Source organism: Mycobacterium sp. HUMS_12744610 (assembly GCF_041206865.1).
GTDB classification, from domain to species: Bacteria; Actinomycetota; Actinomycetes; order Mycobacteriales; family Mycobacteriaceae; genus Mycobacterium; species Mycobacterium servetii.
In genome coordinates, this window is record NZ_JBGEDP010000001.1 from 3,680,332 (window position 1) to 3,702,550 (window position 22,219).

Here is a 22,219-nt window from a genome sequence, read left to right on the forward strand (position 1 = left end):
CGTGGCCGCTCATTGAAAGGCTGTGACGGGCCTACCCGTTCGGGTCTACTGGGCCGAGCTGGCTGTTCTTCCGAAGGCTCCCCGGTGATGGCCGGATCGATGCCGTTGGGTCGATTCTACCCAGCACTCAGGCGCGGACTTCGAGCACGCCGACGCGCCACAGCGCCGCATACACGTGCCGCAGCGGGATGCACAGCAGGTGAGCCGCGCCGTCGACCAGGGGGTCGCCGCCGAACGGCAGGCTGGCCGACCGGCGGGTGGCCTTCTTGGGCGCGGGCGCCGCAGCCGCGTCGGTGTCGCGCACCACCGTCAGCGTGCGGACGGGCGCCGGGCTTACCACTTCGTCGTACAGGGCTGCGGTCATCATCGCCTCCTCGGGGACTTCCAAAACGAGAACTGACTGGACTGACGCGTCCCGTCCCGTTGTGGTTCCGTCCCCAGAACGCCTGGCTGGTAAGCCTATTGGCGTAGTGACAACTCAGCCGAGTATGTCGTGCCGGAGAACGGATCGGGACGAGACGAAGTTCGGATTTCGACCCGGACTATCGCTGGAACTCATGCGTCCCTCACCTCCTCTACGGTCACGACTCGTGCGGACTACCCGCACGATCAGCGCGCACGCGTGGAATACAGGACCCGACGACCGTCGGAGACCGGCACCCCTCTCGTCAGAGTTTTGACACCACACGACGTGATCCGGTTGCCCGGAAGCCACCTGGGCTCAACCCTTAAGCCGGGAGGAGCTGTCCTGACCCGGGGCGTCTTTCGACGTTCGGGGTCAGTGGCCTGTATTCGTGTAGCCGCCTCACCTAACGAGGTGCATACCAGACCGATGATGCACGACGGGTAGGGCGCGGTCAAATTCCGCGTGCCGTGTTCGCGATTCTTTATGCTCCCATTCACCTGCCCCACAGGCTTCGTCCAGCTTTATCCCGGCTGAGCTGGGCTTACGAGCTCACGCGGGCGCAATCCGTCGAACACCAGCGCGACGAGGAAGTCGGCGACCTGGGCCGCGGTGACGCCATCGTCGGTGCTCAGCCGCCGCTGCGCCAGCTGCCCCACCAGCGCGGCCAGGCTGTGGGCCACCATCCGCGGCGGGGCGGCCACCACCTCGCCGCGCGCCTGCGCGCCGACGACGACGGATTCGATGTCGTCGACGAACCGCTCGTACATGCCGCCCAGCTGCTTCTCGAAGCGTTCGCCGAGCGCGTAAGGGTCGCGCAGCAGCAGCTTGATGGTGTCCTTGTCGGCCTCGAAGAACTCCAAGGTGGCTTGCGCGGCGACTTGCAGAGATACCCGCAGCGGCACCTGATCCGGGCCGTCTGCGGCCGCGGCCAGAGCAGCGCCGACGTGGCTGCGCAGGGCACTGTCCTCGGCCGCCATCAGCGCGTGGAACAGCTCGTCTTTGGAGTGGAAGTACCAATAGACCGAGCCGTAGGCCAGGTTCGCCCGCTTCGCGATGTCGGCGATCGTTGTCGCGTGAAAACCTTTACGCGCGAACACTTCTTTCGCGGCCGCCAGGATCTCGTCACGCCGCTGCGATTTGTCCTCGTCGGTGACCGCGCGGCGCCGGCGGACACCGCTGCTCACCTGTCGACCAGACCCTCGAGGCGCCCGACGGCGTCGATGAACTCCTCGACCATGTCCAGGACGACCGCACGCGTCGGCCGGACCCGGTCGAGCGATCCGACGACCTGGCCGACGAAGTAGGTGGCCAGCTCGCGGGCCCTGGAGTCGGGATGGGTGGCGGCCTTGTTGATGCGCACCTGCGACTCGGCGATCAACGCGCTCTGCAGCGGCATGCCGAGCGGGGCGGGACTGTCGGGGCGCTCCCACTCGTCCGTCCAGGCGGTGCGCAGCATCCGGGCCGGCTTTCCGGTCATCGACCGCGACCGCACCGTGTCCGTGGAGCTGGCGGCCAGGAATTTCTCCTTGACCGCGGGGACCGTCTCGGCTTCCTCGGTGGTCAGCCACACCGACCCGCACCAGACGCCCTCGGCTCCCAGCGCCAGGGCGGCGGCGACCTGGCGGCCCCGGGCGATGCCCCCGGCCGCCAGCACCGGGACGGGCGCGACCGCGTCCACCACCTCGGGCACCAGCACCATCGTGGCCACCTCACCGGTGTGGCCGCCGGCCTCGGTGCCCTGCGCGACGATCAGGTCCACCCCCGCCGCGGCGTGCCGCTGCGCGTGCCGGGTGGTGCCCGCGAGCGCGGCGACCAGCACGTCGTTGTCGTGGGCGCGCTCGACGAGATCGGCCGGGGGCGGCCCCAGCGCGCTGGCGATCAGCCGGATGTCGTGGTCGAAGGCCACGTCGAGCAGGGGTTCGTAACCCTTGGGAGAGATGTTGAGGCCGCCGGGCGGCCGGCGGGTCTGGTCGACGGTCGCGGTGACGCCGTAGCGGGCCAGCAGATCGTCGACGAAGGCGCGGTGCTCCTCGGGCAGCAGGTCCCGGGCCTGCGCGGCGTCGATCCCGCCCCGCTCGGACCCGACGTATTTGGGCGGCAACAGCAGATCCACCCCGAAGGGCTTGCCGCCCGTCTGTTCCGCGATCCAGGTCAGCTCGTTTTGCAGGCGCTCGGGACTGTGCGCGACGGCGCCGAGAACCCCGAATCCGCCCGCGTTGGTCACCGCGGCGACGACATCGCGGCAGTGGCTGAAGGCGCAGATCGGGAACTCCACGCCGAGCAGTTCGGCGGCCCTGGTTCGCATTCGCCGACGCTAAGATTTGATGACTGATAAGTCAATCTAGTTTGCGAACGCTGGAGAATTCGGCACTCACGACACCTCGGGTGTGGGTGGGCGGCCGTCCGGCGGCCAGCTCGCGACGCCGTCTTCCAACGGGACTTCGAGGCTGTGCAGGATCGACGCGATCATCCGCCACGCGCCGATCGCGGTGACGAGTTCCAGCAGAACCTTTGTGTTGCCGTTCAATTCGTGCGCACAGGCCGCCCAGCTCGCCGCGCTGACCGCCCCGTCGCACACCACATCGTCGGTGGCGGCCAGCACCGCGCGCTCGGCGGGCCCGAAGGAGTCGTGGTGCCGCCAGTCGCGCACCCCGAGCAGGTCGTCGGCCGGCACCCCCAGCCGGCAAGCGACCCGCCAGTGCTGCGTCCACTCGTAGTCGCAGGCGGTGAGCCAGCCGATCCGCATGATCGCCAGCTCGCGCAGGCGCGGGTCGAGGTCGCCGTGCCACAGCATCGTGGCGAGCAGGTCGTTGATAGCGCGCGCCAGCGGTGGATGGTTGAGCAGCACCTGAAAGATGCTCAACTCCGCCATGTAGTCGGGCACGGCCGCTTCGTCGGCGGCGGCTTTGGCTTCGTCGAGCGGCAGTCTGGGCACCCGGGTTGTCGTCATGGCATGCGTACTCCATTGTACTGGCGGGAATCCGTTGCGTTCACCGGCAATGGTATCCAGCGGGTAGGTGCCGGACACAACGACGACCCGCCGAACGGGTCGGGCTCAGCCGATACCGAAACATCCTTGCGTGCAGCGGCTTTCACCGGTCCACACCACGGGCGACCGGAAACCGTTGCCGCCCAACGCCCGTCCGGCAGCCACGGCGAAATCTCGGCCCGCCGACCAGGCATGGCGGACCGCCCCTAACATTTCGATCGACCCGGGCCCGCACACGGTTTGCGCATGCGGTCGACGAGGTCCGATCCGTCCCCGTCCAGAAGACGGTTCGAGCCATTAATTTAACGCTTGTGTAGTAACGATCAGGCTCACGGCGCGGCACACATTGATGTGGAATACGTCACTCATGCATATCAATTCGCCGAATTGCCCACGTGGATTCCCCAAAGCACCTACCATCACGCCATCGGGCTCCACTGGAACGCCACTTCCAGGCGCCGAACTCGCGTCTGCCCGGACCTCGCCGGGGCAGCCGAAAAGCAGCGCCGAGGCGCCCGATCACCGCTCGGCGAAGCACCGCCGATGCGGCAGTCCCCTGTTACATCGACGGGCGCTTCCCCGGGAGAACGCCCACCCAACTGCGGAGGGCTAAACCACTGTCGCACTCGTCCGCCGCACCGCGGCCCGATCCCACGAATACTGGACAACGTTGGCGCACAGCGCCTCTAGCTGCGGTTTCTAGCCGATCAGGAGGCATGGCAGGGGCGCGATCGCCTAATGACCGATGAGTCAGTCAAGCCGGTGGGCCGACTTGACCGACTCCTGAGGATTGTAAATTTTTTGTACGTCCGAACGATTTTTCCGCGCAGGTGAACCGAAGCCGCTACGCTGCAGATCGCGCCAAGGTCTAGCGGCAGGGTTCGACTGCGGGGGTCGATGGGTTCTTCGTGCGGCACTGCGATGTTCGCGACCAGCACTGAAAATTCAACGATATTTCTCGAAGCGCTGATAAGAGCTTGCGGCAGTGATAGGAACTTCAGGATAGGCAAGGAGAGGTGAAGGACAGTGGATAGGGCAGGAGTTACTCCGGTAGCCGTCATTGGGATGGCATGCCGGCTGCCGGGGGGCGTCAACTCCCCTGACCTCTTTTGGGAAGCATTGCTGCGCGGCGACGACATGGTCGTCGAGATCCCGGCCGACCGTTGGGACGTCGACTACTACTACGACCCCGAACCGGGTGTCCCCGGACGTTCGGTGTGCAAGTGGGGCGCGTTCCTCGAAGACATCGGCGCATTCGACCCCGAGTTCTTCGGCATCTCTGAAAAAGAAGCGACCGCGATGGATCCACAGCAGCGCTTGCTGATGGAGACGGCGTGGGAGGCCATGGAGCACGCCGGCCTCACCAAGGCCACCATGGCCGAGGCCACCGGTGTGTTCGTCGGATACAACTACAGTGACTACGAATTCGTGTCGGCGGCCACCGACGCGTTCGACGGGCCGTACGGAACGCCGGGCACCATTTCCTGCATGGCCTCCGGGCGCATCGCCTACGCCCTCGGGGTGCACGGACCGGCCGCGACCATCGACACCGCTTGCTCGTCCGGCCTGTTCGCCGTGCACCAGGCCTGCCGCAGCCTCGCCGACGGCGAGAGCGACCTCGCCTTCGCCGGCGGCGTCAACGTGATGCTCGAACCGCGCAGGTCGGTGTCCGCGTCGGCCGGCGGCATGCTGTCGGGGACTGGGCACTGCCACGCCTTCGACACCAAGGCGGACGGCTTCGTGACCGGCGAGGGTTGCGTGGTGCTGCTGTTCAAGCGCCTGGCCGATGCGCAGCGCGACGGCGACCGGATCCTGGCGGTGATCCGTGGCACGGCCGCCAACCAGGACGGCCACACCATGAACATCACGATGCCGTCGGCGGAGGCGCAGGCCGCGGTGTACCGCGCGGCCCTGACCGCATCCGGGGTGGACCCCAGCACGGTCGGCATGGTCGAGGCGCACGGCACCGGCACGCCGGTCGGTGACCCGATCGAGTACTCCAGCCTCGCCGAGGTCTACGGCGTCGACCAACCGTGCGTGCTCGGCGCCGTCAAGACCAACTTCGGACACACCCAGGCCGCCGCCGGCGTGCTGGGGATGATGAAAGCGGTGCTCGCCGTCCAGCACGGCGTCGTTCCCAAGAACCTGCACTTCGAGGCCCTGCCCGCCGAGATGGCCCAGATCGAGACCGGGCTGTTCGTGCCGCAGGAGACCACGCCCTGGCCGACCAACGGTGGCCAACCGCGGCGGGCAGCGGTGTCGGCGTACGGCCTCTCCGGCACGAACGTGCACGCCATCGTGGAGCAGGCACCCGATACCACTTCACGCAACGGCGCGGTGATCGACACCCGCCACGACGGCGCCCTGCTCTTCCCGCTGTCGGCCTCGTCGGCCGAGGGGCTGCGCGAGACCGCCCGGCGGCTCGCCGACTGGGTCGAGGCCCACGCCTCGGAGCTGACGCCGGCGGACCTGGCCTACACCCTCTCCCGCCGGCGTGGGCACCGCCCGGTGCGGACGGCGGTGCTGGCCGGCACCAACGCGCAGCTGGTCGAGGCGCTGCGTGAGGTCGCCGACGGCGACACTCCCTACCAGGAGGCGGCCGGCAAGGACGACAAGGGCCCCGTGTGGGTGTTCTCCGGCCAGGGCTCGCAGTGGGCGGCGATGGGCGCCGACCTGCTGGCCAACGAGCCGGTCTTCGCCGCGACCATCGCCGAGCTGGAGCCCCTCATCTCCGCCGAGTCCGGGTTCTCGGTGAGAGAGGCGCTCACCGCGCCCGAGAAGGTGACCGGGATCGACCGCGTGCAGCCCACGCTGTTCGCCGTGCAGGTCGCGTTGGCCGCGACCATGAAGTCCTACGGTGTGCGGCCCGGCGCGGTCATCGGCCACTCGATGGGCGAGTCCGCGGCGGCCGTGGTCGCCGGGGCGCTGTCGTTGCAGGACGGGGTGCGGGTCATCTGCCGGCGCTCCAAGCTGATGACGACCATCGCCGGCAACGGTGCGATGGCCTCGGTGGAGCTGCCCGCCCAGCAGGTGCTCTCGGAGCTGATGGCCCGCGGTGTCGACGACGCCGTGGTGGCCGTGGTGGCCTCCCCGCAGTCCACCGTGATCGGCGGGGCGACCGAAACGGTCCGCGAGCTCGTCGCGGCGTGGGAGCAGCGTGAGGTGATGGCCCGCGAGGTGGCCGTCGACGTGGCATCGCACTCGCCGCAGGTGGACCCGATCCTCGACGAGCTGTACGAGGTCCTGGCCGACATCGAGCCGTTGACCCCCGAGATTCCGTATTACTCGGCCACCTCGTTCGACCCCCGCGAGGAGCCGTACTGCGACGCCAACTACTGGGTGGACAACCTGCGCCACACGGTGCGGTTCTCCGCGGCGGTGCAGGCGGCGTTGGAGGACGGCTACCGCGTCTTCGGGGAGCTCGCACCGCACCCGCTGCTGACCCACGCCGTCGACCAGACCGCCAAGAGCCTGGACATGACGGTGGCCGCTCTGGCCGCCATGCGGCGCGAGCAGCCGCTGCCCCACGGGCTGCGCGGCTTCGTGGGCGACGTGTACTCCACCGGCGCCGCGGTGGACTTCTCGGTGCTGCACCCGAGCGGACACCTGGTGGATGCGCCGCTGCCGTCCTGGACGCACCGGACGCTGCTGCTGAGCCGCGACGGCCACAGCTCGCGGGCCCTGCGTTCCAGCGTGGCGGTGCACCCGCTGATGGGCCAGCACGTGCGTCTGCCCGAGGAGCCTGAGCGCCACGTGTGGCAGGCCGAGATCGGCACCGCGGTGCTGCCCTGGCTGGCCGACCACCAGGTCCACGGCACGGCCACCCTGCCGGGTGCGGCCTACTGCGAGATGGCGCTGGCCGCGGCCCGCACCGTGTTCGGTGAGACGGCGGGGGTCCGCGACGTCCGCTTCGAGCAGATGCTGCTCCTGGACGAGGAGACACAGGTCAGCCTCACCGCGACCGCGGAGGCCCCCGGTGCCCTCAACTTCTCGGTGGAGACCACCGACGAGGGCATGCAGGTGCGGCGCGCCAGCGCGGTGCTGTTCGACGTGCTCGACGAGGAGGAGCACCCGCCGGCGCAGGACATCGACGCCCTGCTGGCGGCCCACCCGAGCCACCTGGAAGGCGCCGACCTGCGCGACGCGATGGACCTGTGCGGCATCCAGTACGGTCCGGCCTTCACCGGCCTGGCCGCCGCGCACACCGCCGAGGGCACCGGCACCACGGTGCTGGCCGAGATCGGGCTGCCCAGCGTGATCCGGACGCAGCAATCCAGCTACGGCGTGCATCCGGCGCTGCTGGACGCCTGCTTCCAGTCGGTGGCCGCTCACCCCAGCGTCGCGAACGCCAGCTTCGGTGGCCTGCTGCTGCCCCTGGGCGTGCGCCAGCTGCGCGTCTACGGCCCCGTCCACACCGCCCGCTACTGCTACTCGCGGGTGACCGCGGCGACCGGCGGCGCCGTCGAGGCCGACCTCGACCTGCTGGACAAGCACGGCGCGGTCCTGTTGACCGTGCGGGGGCTGCAGATGGGCACCGGCTCCGCGCCGGGCAGCGAGCGCGCCCGCGTGATGAGCGAGCGGCTGCTGACGGTCGAGTGGCAAAAGCGGTCGCTGCCCGACGTGGCCACCGCCGAGCCCGGAACGTGGCTGCTGATCAGCACCTCCGATGCCGCGGACCTGGTGGCGGCGTCGTTCACCGACGCGATGAAGCTGCACGACACGGAGTGCACGACGATGTCGTGGCCGCAGGACGCCGACCACGCCGCCGTCGCCGAGCGGATGCGCAACCAGATCGGCAACGGCGGGTTCACCGGCGTCGTCCTGCTGACCGCGCCGCAGAACGGCAGCCCCGACGACGAAAGCGCCGCCCGGGCTGGCGAGTACGTCCGCCACCTGGTGCGAATCACCCGCGAGCTGCCCGAGCTCGAGGGCGAGGCGCCACGGCTGTACGTTGTGACCCGCAACGCGCAGACGGTGCTCTCCGACGACCGGCCCAACCTCGATCAGGGCGGCCTGCGCGGCCTGCTGCGCGTGATCGGGGCCGAGCACCCGCACCTGCACACCACCCACATCGACGTCGACGACAACACCGACGCCGAGCAGGTGGTTCGCCAGTTGCTGCTGGTCGGCCCGGAAGAGGACGAGACGGCGTGGCGCAACGACGAGTGGTATACCGCACGGCTGTGCCCCTCGCCGCTGCGGCCCGAGGAGCGCCAGACCAAGATCGCGGTCCACGAGAGCGACGGCATGCGCATGCAGATCCGCATGCCGGGCGACCTGCAGAGCATGGAGTTCACCGCCTTCGACCGAGTCCCGCCGGGGCCCGGGCAGATCGAGGTGGCGGTCACCGCGTCGAGCATCAACTTCGCCGACGTGCTACTCGCGTTCGGCCGCTACCAGAGCCTGGACGGGATCCTGCCGCAGCTGGGCACCGACTTCGCCGGCGTGGTGACCGCCGTCGGACCCGACGTGACCAACCACAAGGTCGGCGACCACGTCGGCGGCATGTCCCCCAACGGCTGCTGGGCCACGTTCGTCACCTGTGACGCGCGCCTGGCCACCAAGCTGCCCGAGGGAATGACCGACGCGCAGGCGGCCGCGGTGACCACCGCGCACGCCACCGCCTGGTACGGGCTGACCGACCTGGCCCGCATCAAGGCCGGCGACAAGGTGCTGATCCACTCCGGCACCGGCGGCGTGGGGCAGGCGGCCATCGCGATCGCCCGCGCCGCGGGTGCGGAGATCTTCGCCACCGCCGGCAGCGAGCAGCGCCGACAGCTGTTGCGCGACATGGGCATCGAGCATGTCTACGACTCGCGCAGCGTCGAGTTCGCCGAACAGATCCGCCGCGACACCGACGGCTACGGCGTCGACATCGTGCTCAACTCCGTGACCGGTGCCGCGCAGCTGGCCGGGCTCAAGCTGCTGGCCCTGGGCGGGCGGTTCGTCGAGATCGGCAAGCGCGACATCTACGGCGACACCAAGCTGGGGCTGTTCCCCTTCCGGCGCAACCTCGCGTTCTGGGGTGTCGACCTTGGATTGATGTCGGTCAGCCACCCGGAGCAGGTCAGCCAGGTGCTGAGCACGGTGTACCGGCTGACCGCCGAGGGCACGCTGCCGATGCCCGAGAGCACGCACTACCCGCTGGCCGAGGCGGCCACCGCGATCCGGGTGATGAGCGCGGCCGAGCACACCGGCAAGCTCATCCTCGACATCCCGCACGCCGGGCGCAGCAGCGTGGTGCTGCCTCCCGAGCAGGCTCCGGTGTTCCGGCGCGACGGCTCCTACATCATCACCGGCGGTCTGGGCGGCCTGGGGCTGTTCCTGGCCGAGAAGATGGCCGAGGCCGGCGGGCCGCATCGTCCTGAGCTCGCGCTCGGAGCCGACGCAGAAGGCGCTTGAAACGATCGAGCTCGTCCGAGCGATAGGTTCTGACGTGATCGTGGAATGCGGCGACATCGCCCACGCCGACACCGCGGAGCGGCTGGTGGCCACGGCGACCTCGACGGGTCTTCCGCTGCGCGGCGTGTTGCACGCGGCGGCGGTGGTCGAGGACGCCACCTTGACCAACATCACCGACGAGTTGCTCGACCGCGACTGGGCGCCCAAGGTGTACGGCGCCTGGAACCTGCACCAGGCCACCGCCTCGGCGGAGCTGGACTGGTTCTGCCTGTTCTCGTCGGCGGCGGCCCTGCTGGGCTCCCCGGGTCAGGGCGCCTACGCCGCGGCCAACAGCTGGCTGGACGCCTTCACCCAGTGGCGGCGCACCCAGGGGCTGCCGGCCACGGCCATCGCGTGGGGCGCCTGGGCCGAGATCGGCCGCGGTGCCGACTTCGCCGAGGGCAGCGGCGCGGCGATCACGCCCGACGAGGGCGCCTACGCGTTCGAGTCGCTGCTGCGCCACGACCGGGCGTACACGGGTTACACCCCGCTCGTCGGGACCCCGTGGATCGCGTCCTTCGCCGAACGCAGCAAGTTCCTCGAGATGTTCAAGACAGCCGGCGAACAACGTTCGGGTTCCAGCAAGCTGCGCGCCGAGCTGGCCGAGCTGCCGCTCGAGGAGTGGCCAACCCGGTTGCGGCGTCTGCTCTCCGAGCAGATCGGGCTGATCCTGCGTCGCAACATCGATGTGGACCATCCGCTTTCGGAATACGGCCTTGACTCGTTGGGCAACCTAGAGCTGCGAACACACATCGAAGCTCAAACGGGGGTAAGGATCACCTCTGCCGATATCACGACCGTGCGGGGTTTGGCGGATCACCTGTTCGACAAGCTGGCACCCAAAGAGGATGCACCGGCGTGACGGAGAGCTGGACGGCAAAGTGGCCTGGTTTTCAGGAGTTGGAACAGAGGAGGGAAACGTGTTCATAGGTGGAGGCACCGAGCACGACAGCCTGCGGGTGGGGAACGCCTACGACTGGGACCTGAACGGGGGATCAGTCGTGACGTGGCAGCCAACGCCTGGTTCTCTTGCGAAGGCCCGGCAGGCGCCGGTCAGCCCGGTGCCGGCGAGCTCCATGCAGGTCGGCCACCTTCGCGGCTACGTCGAGTTCAAGGAGAAGGGGCTCGACTACTCGCGGGCTGTCATGGGCTCCTGGGACGTTCCCGGTCGTTGCGACATCCGCGCGATGACCTACGTGATCAACGCCCACCTTCGTCGGCACGCGACGTACCACAGCTGGTTCGAGTACAACGGTCCCAAGGACATCGTCCGGCACACCATCGCGAACCCGCGCGACATCCAGTTCGTCGCAAAGCAATACGGTGAGATGACGCAGCCGGAGTGGGAAGAGCACGTCCTGGCGACGCCGGACCCGCTGCAGTGGGACTGCTTCCGTTTCGGCATCGTCCAGTACGACGAGCGCTTCGCGTTGTACGCGGTGGTCGACCACCTGCACTGCGACCCGATGCTGATCGCCGGGCTCTACGTCGAGATCCTGATGAACTACACCGCGATCCTGGAGGGCAAGGCGCCGGTCACCCTGCCGCCGGCGGCCAGCTACGACGACTTCTGCCTGCGCGAGGCGCAGACGGTGTCGTCGATGACGCTGGACTCCCCCGAGGTGCGCAAGTGGATCGAGTTCGCCGAGGCCAACGGCGGCACCCTGCCCGACTTCCCGCTGCCGCTGGGTGACCAGTCGATCCCGTGCGGCGGGGACGTGCACGCGGTGCAGTTGCTGGGGCCGGAGCAGACGGCGCAGTTCGAAGCCCTGTGCCAGAAGGCGGGCGCCCGCTTCAGCGGCGGCCTGTTCGCCTGCGCTGCCCTGGCTCACCACGAATTGTCCGGTGCGGACACCTATTACGGGCTCACGCCGACCGACAAGCGCAAGAGCCCGGCGGATTTCATGACGGTGGGTTGGTTCACCGGTGTGGTGCCGTTCACGGTGCCCATCAACCCCAACTCGTTCGGGGAGACCGCACGCGCCGCGCAGGAATCCTTCGACGCGAACATGGAATGCGCGAACGTGCCGTTCGACAAGGTGCTGGAACTGGCCCCGTGGCTGCGCAAGTACGGGCCACAGTTCACCATGATGAGCTACATGGACGCGGGCCTGCCTCCCCTGTCCGCGATCGTGGCCACCGCGCTCGATGGGGTGAACGCGACCGCGTTCACCGACGGCCGCAGCCCGGCCTACATGTACTCGACGGTGTTCCGGCTGTTCGACGAGGTTTCCATCATGGTCTCCTTCCCGAACAACCCGGTCGCCCGCGAGTCGGTGATCCGTTACACCGACGCGCTGAAATCGGCGTTCGACAAGGTCGTCGCGGGCAGCCTGGCCGAGATACCGGTCCGCGCCGCCGGGTGAGGCTCGCCGAGCCCCAAAAGCCCACGCCCGCAGAGTAACCGGCGTCGGTGATGAAAGCTGTTCTGGCTGTCCATGGCACCCGCGGCGATGTCGAGCCCTGCGCCGCGGTCGCCCTGGAATTGCGGCGCCGGGGGCATGACGTGCGAATGGCGGTGCCGCCCAACCTGATCGGATTCGTCGAATCCGTTGGGCTTTCGGCGGTTGCCTACGGGCCCGATTCGCACACGCAGCTGGACGAGGAAGTGTTCCGCCACTTCTGGCGGGTCCAGAACCCGGTCAACGTGTTGCGGCCGGGCGCGGAGTACCTGACGCGGGGCTGGGCGGAGATGAGCACGGCGCTGGTGTCGCTGGCCGAGGGCGCCGACATCATCGTGTCGGGGCAGACCTACCAGGGCGTCGTCGCGAATATCGCCGAGTACTACGGCATTCCGATGGCCGCCATGCATCACTTCCCGCACCGGGTCAACGGCCACATCGTCCCGTATGTGCCCGGGCCGCTGATCCGTACGACGATGCGGGCGCTCTACGGGATGTATTGGTGGATGACGAAAGACGCCGAGGACACCCAGCGGCGCGCCTTGGGTCTGCCCAAGACGTGGCGCTCCTCGGCCAGGCGGATGATCGACGACGGCGCGCTGGAGATCCAGGCCTACGACGCGGTCTACTTTCCGGGCCTCACCGAGGAATGGGACAGCCGGCGCCCGTTCGTGGGCCAGCTGACACTGGAGCTGCCGACAGCGTGCGACGACGAGGTCGCGTCGTGGATCGCGGCGGGGACACCGCCGATCTACTTCGGTTTCGGCAGCATGCGGGTCGAATCGCCCGCCGACGCGGTCGCGATGATCGGCGATGTCTGTGCGCAGTTGGGCGAGCGGGCGCTGATCTGCGCCGGGGTCACCGATTTCGGCGACGCGCCGCACCGTGACAACGTCAAGGTGGTCCGTGAGGTCAATCACGCGGCCGTGTTCCCGTCCTGTCGCGCGGTCGTCCATCACGGCGGCGCGGGAACCACGGCCGCGGGCATGCGGGCCGGCGTGCCCACGCTGATCCTGTGGATCGGCGCCGAACAGCCGGCCTGGGCGTTGCAGGTCACGACGCTCAAGGTCGGCAAGGCGCGGCGCTTCGCGGGAGTGACCAAGAAGTCGCTGCTCAAAGACCTGCGCACCGTCCTGGCTTCGGACTACGTAGCGCGCGCCCGCCAGATCGCCGACCGCATGACGCCGGCCAAGGTGAGCGTGACCACCACCGCCGACCTGCTCGAGGACGAAGTCCGGAGGCATCACCTGATCGCGGCGGGCTCCGGCGGAACGGCGCGGTAGCGGCTGACCGTCGACGCGGCCCTCTTCGCCATGCACATCGGTGGCCCCGGGTGTTAGCCCGTGGCATTCGGGTATTCCGGGGGATTCCGAAACTCGTTCGAACCTCAGTATTTCGAAGGGGACATTTCGTGCGCGCGCAGCACTCGACAGGTAGCCGACTCGAGCCGCGTCCACCCGCCGCCCGGCGGTGCCGACCGTTTGCTGCGCGGTGAGCACCCGAACCGTCTTCGCCCTGACCAGCGCGCGGTCGGGGACCATGTCGTTGTACGAGCTGCTGCGACGAAACGCCAGGCAGTTCACCGTCATCCACGAAACCAACGTGCGCAACGGGTGGAATCCGCCGATGTTCGGGCGGGTGATCCACGACCACACCACGGGCTGTCTGGACCGGGTGCGGGCCGTCCTGAACAGGAAGCGCCGTGCGATCGCCTGGCATCCCACCTCGACCTACATCGAAACCAGTCACTCGTTTCTCGAGTCGTACTGGGATCTGGCCCCGGAGTTCTTCCCGCGCACCAAGGTCTTCCATCTGATCCGTAACCCGCTGGAAGTCGCACGCAGCGAATCGAATCGGGAACTGTGGATGACCGAGAACGGCTTGTACCGCTGGTACCGCGCAGCCGACGGCGGGCGTTACAAGCGCTTCGCGCTCACCGAACTCGAGCCCATCTACGGCGGCTTCGAGCTGTCGGAGCTCACACTGTTCCAGCGCTACCTGATCCAGTGGATCGAGCTGGAAAACCGGGCGATGGACTACCTGCGACGCTTCGACATGCACGACCGCTGCCTGACCCTGCACACCCCGCAGGACCTGAACGATCCGCAGATGGCGGCCGCCATCCTGGACTTCGTCGGGGCCGGCCACGGCGACCGGGTGCGGCTGCCGGGAGCCCAGAACCGCAGCCACCCGGGCTTCGAGACGACCCTGGACGACGACGCGCTACGCCAGTGCCGCGACGTCGTCGACGCCCTGCCGGCGAACTACCTCGAGATCTTCCAGAGCGAGCCGTACCGGGGCCTGCCCTGGGCCACGCTGTTGAGCAAGAGCTCGCAACTGCCTGGGGTGCGCTGACTCAGGCGCTGACTCAGGAGAAGCCCGTCCCCTGGGCCAGCATGACGACGCCCAGCACGCCGGCGCTGACGACCAGGATTCGCCGGCTGTGTCTGCGCATCCATCGGTGCGCCTGCAGCGTGATCGCCTCGGTCCGCGCGGGCGCCACCAGGTAACTGACGAGCGGAATCTCGACCAGCACCAGCGTCACCGCGGTGAACGTGACGGCCGCGCCCAGTTGCGTGCCGAACGCGGCCCCGGAGGCCAGGATGGCCGCCAGCGCCGCCAGGTACTGCACGGGCGGGGTCGCCTGCCCCAGGCCGACCACGAACGCCACCCACGGATTGCCGCCACCGAGCGTGTCGCGGGCGCGCGAGACCAGTTGGGAGAACGCCGTCGGGGTGCTCGACTGCGGCGGCGGCGCGACCGGTCCCCCGGTGGGTACCGGCACCCGGGCCGGCCTGCGCATCGCGCCCACCGCGGCGACCGACAGGACGAGCACGCCGACGACGATCTGGACGTGCCCGCCGGTGAGACGGGCCATCGTCGCCGTCATGTCGTGCACCAGGCCGGGCAACGCGTCGCGCAGAACCAGCAACGCGGTCAGGCCAGCAACCACGCCCGTTGTCATGCCGCCGAGCCAGAACGCAAACAGATTGAGCAACGGCCGTGGCCGCGAGACCAACAGGATGGCGATACCCATGCGCACCGGGTCGGGCGCCGTGACCAGCGCCATCCACAGCACAAAGCTCCACATGACGGCAAACGCTACGCGATAGTACCGGGCCGCACCGGGCAACCGGAAAATCGATGCGCGACGGCCGGCCCGGCTAATATCACATCCAGATCACGATCACCTCGCGGATCGCGATCCCCCGACGTGGATCGATATCGAATTGTAGGGTTGTTGCGTGTCAAGCCGTACTGGTTCTCATGATGCGGCGAAACCCGGGGGGCTGTTCGACCACCTAGGCGATTTCGTCATACGGCGACCGCTCGTGGTCATCGCCGGCTGGATCATGTTCGCCGGCGCCCTGGCGCTGATATTTCCCCCGCTTCCGGTACAGGCAGCCAAGCAGGAGCAAAAGCCCCTGCCGGACGACGCCCCGACCGTGATCGTGGGCCACGAGATGCAAAAGGCCTTCCACGAGATCGGCGGGGGCTCCGAAGCGCTGATCATCTTAGTCGACGAGAGGGGCCTGACACCCGCCGACGAGGACACCTACCGCAAACTCATCGACACGCTACAGCAGGACGAGCAGGACAAGCAGGCCAAGGTAGCCGTCCAGGACGTCCTGAAAGTGCCGGAGATGCGCGAGCTCCTGGCCAGCAAGGACGGCAAGGCCATCAACCTGCCGGTCAGCTTCCCCGGTGAGGCCATGGCGCCCGCGACGCTGGCGGCGTATCGCCACGTCAAGGAGATAGCCCAGCAGGTCACGAAGGGCACCACGCTCACCGCCTACCTCAGCGGGCCGCTCGCGAGCATCGCCGACATCACCGCGATGACCGAAGAGGACGCGCACTTCATCGAGATCTCGACGGTGATCTGCGTGCTGGTCATCTTGTTCGTCATCTATCGCAACGTGGTCACCATGTTGGTGCCGTTGGCCAACATCGGTGCATCTATCGGGACCACCCAGGGCGTGTTGTCCGGGCTCGTCGGCGCGGGCCTGCCGTTCAACCTGGAAAGCATGATCCTGATGAGCGCGGTCATGCTCGGTGCGGGAACGGACTACGCGGTCTTTCTGATCAGCCGCTATCACGACTATGTGCGGCACGGCCAGACGTCGGACGAAGCGGTCAAGAACGCGTTGATGTCGATCGGGAAGGTCATCGCCGCGTCGGCGGCCACGGTCGCAGTCACCTTCCTCGCGATGGTCTTCACCAAGCTGCAGGTGTTCTCGGCCGTCGGCCCGGCGATCTCCATCGCGATCGTCATCGCGTTGTGCTCCGCGGTGACGCTGATGCCGGCCCTGCTCGTCCTGGCGGGACGCCGCGGCTGGATCAAGCCCCGCCGCGAGTTGACCACCCGCATGTGGCGGATCACCGGAACGCGGGTGGTGCGCCGGCCGCGAATCCATCTGGTGGGCAGCCTGGTGGTGCTCGTCGCCCTGGCCAGTTGCACGAGCGTGATGCGCTTCAACTACGACGACCTCAAGACGATGCCGGCCTCCGTCGACAGCTCCAAGGGCTACGCGGCGATGAACCGCCATTTTCCGATGAACGCCATGACCCCGATGATGTTGTTCGTCCAGTCCTCCCACGACCTGCGCACCCCGACCGCCCTGGCCGACCTCGAGCAGGTCGCCAACCGGGTGAGCCAACTGCCCAACGTCACCATGGTGCGGGGCCTGACGAGGCCCAATGGTGAACGGCTGGAACAGATGAAGCTGTCCTGGCAGGCCGGCGAAGTCGGCGGCAAGCTCGACGAGGCATCCGGCCAGATCGCCAACCACGGCGACGACCTCGACAAGCTGGTCAACGGCTCCAACCAGCTGGCCGATGCCCTGGCTCAGCTTCGGGACCAGGTCACCGGCACCGTTTCGAGTCTCAGCGGAGTGGTCGGGACGCTGACGTCCATGGAGCAGATGCTGGGCGGTGACAAGGCCATCGCCGCGCTCGACCAGGGGTCCACCTACACCGGGCAGATGAAATCACTCGGCGACAACCTCGGCGCGTCCACCGCGCACGCCGAGAACACGGCCCAGTGGGCCGGCCCGATGCTGGCGGCGCTCAACGACAGCCCGGAATGCAATGCCGACCCCGGCTGCGTGCAGTCGCGCGCGGGGTTGGCGGCCCTGGTCGCGGCCGACAACGACGGCACCCTGAACTCGCTGAAGATCATGTCCCGCAATCTGCAGTCGGCCCAGAAGGCGGCGACGATCGGCCAGACGCTGGACACCGTGCAGCAGACGCTGATGCAGGCATCCAGTGCCATGAAGACGATCAAGGGCCTGCAGGCCACGATGGCGCAGGCGCAACAGGGCTCCAACATGCTGGCCGACGGCAGCCGGGCGATCGCCGGCGGTGTGAAGGCGTTGGTCGAGCAGACCAGGAAGCTGGGCACCGGCCTCAACGAGGCGTCGCAATTCCTGCTGAACATGAAGCAGGACGCCGACACGCCGTCGATGGCCGGGTTCAACCTGCCCCCCCAGATCACGACCAGGGACGAGTTCAAAAAGGGCGCCCAGATATTCCTCTCGCCGGACGGTCACGCGGCCCGCTATTTCATCCAGAGTGCGCTGAACCCGTTCACCACCGAGGCGATGGATCAGGTCAACACGATCGAGAAGGCGGCCCGCTCCGCCCTGCCGAACACCGAGCTGGCCGATGCCAAGGTGTCGGTGGTCGGAGTTCCGACCGGGCTCAGGGACACTCGTGACTACTACAACCACGACATCAACTTCATCGTCATCGCGACGATCCTCATCGTGTTCCTGATTCTGGTCGGTCTGCTGCGGGCCATCGTCGCGCCGCTGTACCTCATCGGCTCGGTGCTGCTCTCCTACATGTCCGCGATGGGCCTCGGCGTGCTGGTGTTCCAGATATTCATGGGCCAGAACCTGCACTGGAGCCTTCCCGGCCTGTCCTTCATCCTGCTGGTCGCGATCGGCGCCGACTACAACATGCTGCTGATCTCGCGGATCCGCGACGAGTCACCGCACGGGGTGCGCGTCGGGGTCATCCGCACCGTGGGCTCGACCGGTGGCGTGATCACCTCGGCGGGGCTGATTTTCGCCGCCTCCATGTTCGGCTTGATGAGCGCCAGCATCTACACGATGCTCGAGGCCGGCTTCATCCTCGGCATGGGGATTCTGATCGACACGTTCGTGGTGCGCACCATCACGGTGCCGGCGCTGGCCGCGATGATCGGCCAGAAGAACTGGTGGCCGTCGAACCTCGGAAAGACTCCCGCGCAGGTGGTCGCGGCGTACGAGACCAAGCAGCGCCAGCTGGAGCAGATTTCCGAACAACTGGTCCGGATGAAGGTCATTCCCAGCCCCAGAACCCACGTCCCGGCGCCTGCGCCGCAGGCAAATGGTCATGCACCGGGGGCGCACAAGGCGTCCAAGGGCGATCGATCGACCGCGCATGTCCCCAACCACGCACTCCCCCTGTTCGACCTCAGCGGCATGTCCACGCAACTGACCGATGAACTGGTCGAACCGACACGTGATGCGGTGTCCGCCAACGGCCGCCGCAACGGCAACCACAAGCGCAGAGTCGACCGCTATCTGGGCCACTCGTTGCCGCTGTTCGGCCCGGACGTCCTGTCGCACGCGCTCGTCAGCGTGGGAACGAACGGGCATGCCAACGGGAGCAACGGGAAACACCGCACGGCCGATGCCGAGCAGGCAGGCGACCAGGACGAGTCGCTCCCGCTGTTCGGCCCCGACGGACGGTGACGAAGGACTAGGCGTCTAGCCTGGTGAACTCGTCCTGCCGGTAGAGCTCGACGCACTGCGAGCGCCTGATCTTGCCGCTCGTGGTGATGGGGATCGCGCCGGGCGAGACGAGCACAAGATCGGCTACCCGCAGCCCGTGAGACTTCGAAATCGCCGAAGTGACTTCACGTTTGACCACGCGGAGCCTGTCCGTCGCCTCTTCGTCGGACTCGCCCTTCTTCTTGAGTTCGATGATGGCGACCAGCTTTTCGACGCCCTTGTCCGGGATGGCGATCGCCGCGCAGCGCCCGGGCGTGACCTCCTGGATGGTGGCCTCGATGTCGTCGGGAGAGTGGTTGCGCCCGTAGACGATCAGCAGGTCCTTGATGCGGCCGACGATGAACAGCTCGCCGTCGGAGAAGAAACCCGAGTCCCCGGTGCGCAGCCACGGGCCCTCGGGGGTGCCTTCGGAGGGGTTCTTGATGCGGGCCCCGAACGTGGCGGCGGTATCTTCGGGTTTGCGCCAGTAGCCCGAAGCCACGTTGCCGCCGTGCACCCAGATCTCGCCGACTGTTCCGTCGGGGCATTCGTGGCAGGTCTCGGGGTCGACGGCGCGGACCAGCATCGATTTCGGGACACCGTAGCTGATCAGCGGTGTGCCGCTTCCGGTTGCGCAGCGCTGCGCTTGGCCGGCGGGCAGCTTCTCGGAGTCGAAGTGCACGGTTTCGGGGGGATCGCCCACGTTCCGGGTCGCGATGTACACGGTGGCCTCGGCCATGCCGTAGGACGGCCGCAGGGCCGCGGGATTCAGATTGAACGGGGCGAACCGGTCAGCGAATTGCTTGAGTGTTTTCGGCTGCACGCGTTCGCTGCCGTTTTGGATGGTGTGGACGCCCCCGAGGTCAATCCCGGCCATGTCCGCGTCAGATGTCTTGCGCGCGGCCACCTCGAACGCGAAGTTCGGCCCTCCCGAAAATGTGGGGCCGTCGCCGGCCATCAGGTGCAACCACCGGGCGGGTCGCTGCAGGAATGCAACCGGGCTGGTGAGCACGCTGGGCGCCCCCACCAGAATCGGCATGACTATTCCCAGCAGCAGCCCCAGGTCGTGGTAGAACGGCAGCCACGACACCGCGGTGAGCCCCGGTGGGGCCACTCCCCCGTCGAGAGCGAAATAGTCGGCCATGATCTGCTCGAAGTTGGTGAAGACGTTCTTGTTGGAGACCGTCACCCCGGCCGGTGTGCGGGTGGAACCCGACGTGTACTGCAGGTAGGCGGTTTCGGAGTGTTCGGCGGGGGCGCGGCGCGATCCGGGCCGCGGACCGCTCGGCCGCGAATCCAGGTCCAGCCGGTCGACTTCGACGATCGAGGGCGCCGATCCGCCCTCCTGCGCCCGGGCGTACGGGCTGACGTGGTCGACGACGCCCGAGGTGGTCAAAAGGACGGTGGGGGTGGTGTCGGCCAGCACCGACGTGGTGCGCTCGTCGTGGGGGCCGCCGTAGGGCACCGACAACGGGACCGCTATGAGCCCGGCCTGCAGCGCGCCGAGAAAGCTGATGAGGTAGTCGGGGCTCTGCGGGGCCAGGATCACGGCCCGATCACCCTTGGACCCGTGATCGAGCAACTGGGCGGCGAGATTGGATACCCGCCGATAAAGCTGCGACCACGTCAGCGGTATCGCGACGCCGTCCCAATCCTGGTCGTAATCGAGAAACGTGAACGCCGTGTCATTGGGCTGCAGGCTCGCACGTTCGCGCAGCACCGCGGGGATGGAGGACTGGACCACGGGATGAGGTTACCTTCGTGACGGGCCGTTGCGGCCGAGACTGGCAAGCTGTCAGAGTACCAATATGTCGCGGCGGCGGGGCGCAATCCCGAAGCCCTGCGTATTGCGGCGCCGGTCAACTACCCTGATCGCGGTGGACAACCGGCTCGCTCACATGGATCAGGCCTCGTTCCTGGGTCTGCGGGCGCTTGGCTATGGCGCGCTCGTGCAGTTCAGCTGGATCTACAACCGCCCCGTGGATATGGACGGATTGCGGCGATTCAACCGCAACCTCGGATACGGGCTGCTGGGGCGACGTGTCGAACGGTCACCGATCCCGTTTGCGCGCGACCGGTGGGTGATCTCCCGCGGTCCGGCCGACATCGACGTCGCCGAGACACCACGTCCGCGCTCCGAAATCAGCGCCTGGACGCATGAGCGCGCGAGGCTGCCGCTGGACCCCGAATACGGACCCAGCTGGCATCTCGGTGTGCTGCCCCTGCAGGACGGTGGCACCGCCGTCACCCTGGTGACCTCGCACACGCTCGTCGACGGGCTCGGGATCTTGCAGGCGATCGGCGATGCGGCCCACGGCCGGACTCGCTACCTGGGCTACCCCCTCCCCCGTTCCCGCACCCGCCGGCGGGCCGTGCTGGAAGACGGCAAGGCGTTCCTCGCCTCGGCGCCGGAACTGGGGCGGGCGGTGGCCGCGACGGTGCGCATCGCCCGGAAACGGCGCCACGACGTCGCCGCCTCGATCGCGTCGGCGCCCCCCTCGCCGCGGGGAACCGGCGACGACAAGCCCGTCACGGTGCCCGCCCTGACCGCCTATGTCGATCTGGCCGAGTGGGACGGCCGCGCGAAAAGCATTGGCGGCAACGGGTACACGCTCTTCGCGGCGTTCGCGGGCCGGCTCGGCGCCCGGCTCGGGCGCATCTGCGACGACGGAACGGTCACCCTGTCGTTTCCGGTCAGCAACCGCACCGAGGACGACACCCGGGGAAACGCCCTGGTGTTCCCCGTGATCTCCGTCGACCCGGCGAACCTGGCCTCCGATCTCACCGAGGTGCGGCTCAAGTTCAAGCAGGCCTTCGCCGACCTGGCCGAAACCACCGAGGAGTTGTTGGCGCCACTGCCGCTGACGTCGCTGACGCCGAAATGGGTGGCGCGCCGGGCGGCGGGCATGGGCCTGGGCACCGCGGACCTTCCCATCGGCTGCTCCAATGTCGGGGACACCGACCCGGTGGTGAACCGGCCCGACGGCACCGAGGCCGACTACGCATCGGGACGACTGATCGAACCGGGCATCAGCAGGCACACCCTGGAGCGCATGGGCGGCCAATTGTTCGTGGTGTCCGGGCGCAGCTGCGGAAAACTGTGGATTTCGGTCAACGCCTATCTGCCCGGGCGCAACAACTCCCTGGACGCGCTGCGCGACGTCACGTCTCGTGCTTTCGCCGACTTCGGCTTGACCGCCGAGATTTTGCACTGAACGCGCGG

General features: G+C 68.0%; 11 protein-coding genes, 1 pseudogene and 1 riboswitch. Of the genes and pseudogenes, 6 read left to right on the top strand and 6 right to left on the bottom strand.

Going from position 1 to position 22,219, the window contains the following annotated elements:
* Positions 1-127: 127 nt before the first annotated feature.
* The 4 genes from AB8998_RS17645 to AB8998_RS17660 form a co-directional block, all read right to left on the bottom strand.
* Positions 128-364 carry an Rv1535 family protein gene (locus AB8998_RS17645; RefSeq protein WP_369739056.1) on the bottom strand — a complete coding sequence of 79 codons (237 nt, stop codon included), beginning with the start codon at positions 362-364 and terminating at the stop codon, positions 128-130.
* Positions 365-653: 289 nt separating this feature from the next.
* A riboswitch (M-box (ykoK) riboswitch) is annotated at positions 654-824 on the bottom strand.
* Between the two features lie 103 nt (positions 825-927).
* A complete protein-coding gene (locus AB8998_RS17650) occupies positions 928-1,590 on the bottom strand; it encodes a TetR/AcrR family transcriptional regulator (RefSeq protein ID WP_369739058.1) in 663 nt (220 codons plus the stop codon).
* Positions 1,587-2,711 (bottom strand): NAD(P)H-dependent flavin oxidoreductase, encoded by a 1,125-nt coding sequence (locus AB8998_RS17655; protein ID WP_369739060.1) that lies wholly within the window; start codon positions 2,709-2,711, stop codon positions 1,587-1,589. Before AB8998_RS17655 ends, AB8998_RS17650 begins: the two co-directional genes overlap by 4 nt.
* Before the next feature lie 66 nt (positions 2,712-2,777).
* Positions 2,778-3,356, bottom strand: a complete 579-nt coding sequence (locus AB8998_RS17660) for a carboxymuconolactone decarboxylase family protein (RefSeq protein WP_369739061.1) — start codon at positions 3,354-3,356, stop codon at positions 2,778-2,780.
* Positions 3,357-4,460: 1,104 nt separating this feature from the next.
* Here AB8998_RS17660 and pks2 point away from each other — a divergent pair.
* The 4 genes and pseudogenes from pks2 (at position 4,461) to AB8998_RS17680 (ending at position 14,593) form a co-directional block, all read left to right on the top strand.
* Positions 4,461-10,698: pseudogene (gene pks2 / locus AB8998_RS17665) on the top strand (sulfolipid-1 biosynthesis phthioceranic/hydroxyphthioceranic acid synthase).
* A 58-nt stretch (positions 10,699-10,756) separates the two neighbouring features.
* Positions 10,757-12,202 carry a condensation domain-containing protein gene (locus AB8998_RS17670; protein ID WP_369739062.1) on the top strand — a complete coding sequence of 482 codons (1,446 nt, stop codon included), beginning with the start codon at positions 10,757-10,759 and terminating at the stop codon, positions 12,200-12,202.
* Between the two features lie 50 nt (positions 12,203-12,252).
* On the top strand, positions 12,253-13,521 hold the full coding sequence (locus tag AB8998_RS17675; RefSeq protein ID WP_369741629.1) for a glycosyltransferase: 1,269 nt from the start codon (positions 12,253-12,255) through the stop codon (positions 13,519-13,521).
* Between the two features lie 208 nt (positions 13,522-13,729).
* Positions 13,730-14,593: a hypothetical protein gene (locus AB8998_RS17680; protein WP_369739064.1), complete on the top strand. Its 864-nt coding sequence runs from the start codon at positions 13,730-13,732 to the stop codon at positions 14,591-14,593.
* Between the two features lie 13 nt (positions 14,594-14,606).
* On the opposite strand, the gene AB8998_RS17685 is transcribed toward AB8998_RS17680, so the two are convergent.
* A complete protein-coding gene (locus AB8998_RS17685; RefSeq protein ID WP_369739066.1) occupies positions 14,607-15,329 on the bottom strand; it encodes a GAP family protein in 723 nt (240 codons plus the stop codon).
* A gap of 241 nt (positions 15,330-15,570) precedes the next feature.
* On the opposite strand from AB8998_RS17685, the gene AB8998_RS17690 reads away from it, so the two are divergent.
* Entirely contained in the window at positions 15,571-18,978 is a 3,408-nt protein-coding gene (locus AB8998_RS17690; protein ID WP_369739068.1) for an MMPL/RND family transporter, read from the top strand.
* Between the two features lie 7 nt (positions 18,979-18,985).
* On the opposite strand, the gene AB8998_RS17695 is transcribed toward AB8998_RS17690, so the two are convergent.
* Positions 18,986-20,740, bottom strand: coding sequence for an AMP-binding protein (locus AB8998_RS17695; RefSeq protein ID WP_369739069.1), 1,755 nt, complete (start codon positions 20,738-20,740; stop codon positions 18,986-18,988).
* A 133-nt stretch (positions 20,741-20,873) separates the two neighbouring features.
* On the opposite strand from AB8998_RS17695, the gene AB8998_RS17700 reads away from it, so the two are divergent.
* A complete protein-coding gene (locus tag AB8998_RS17700; protein ID WP_369739071.1) occupies positions 20,874-22,211 on the top strand; it encodes a condensation domain-containing protein in 1,338 nt (445 codons plus the stop codon).
* Positions 22,212-22,219: the final 8 nt, after the last annotated feature.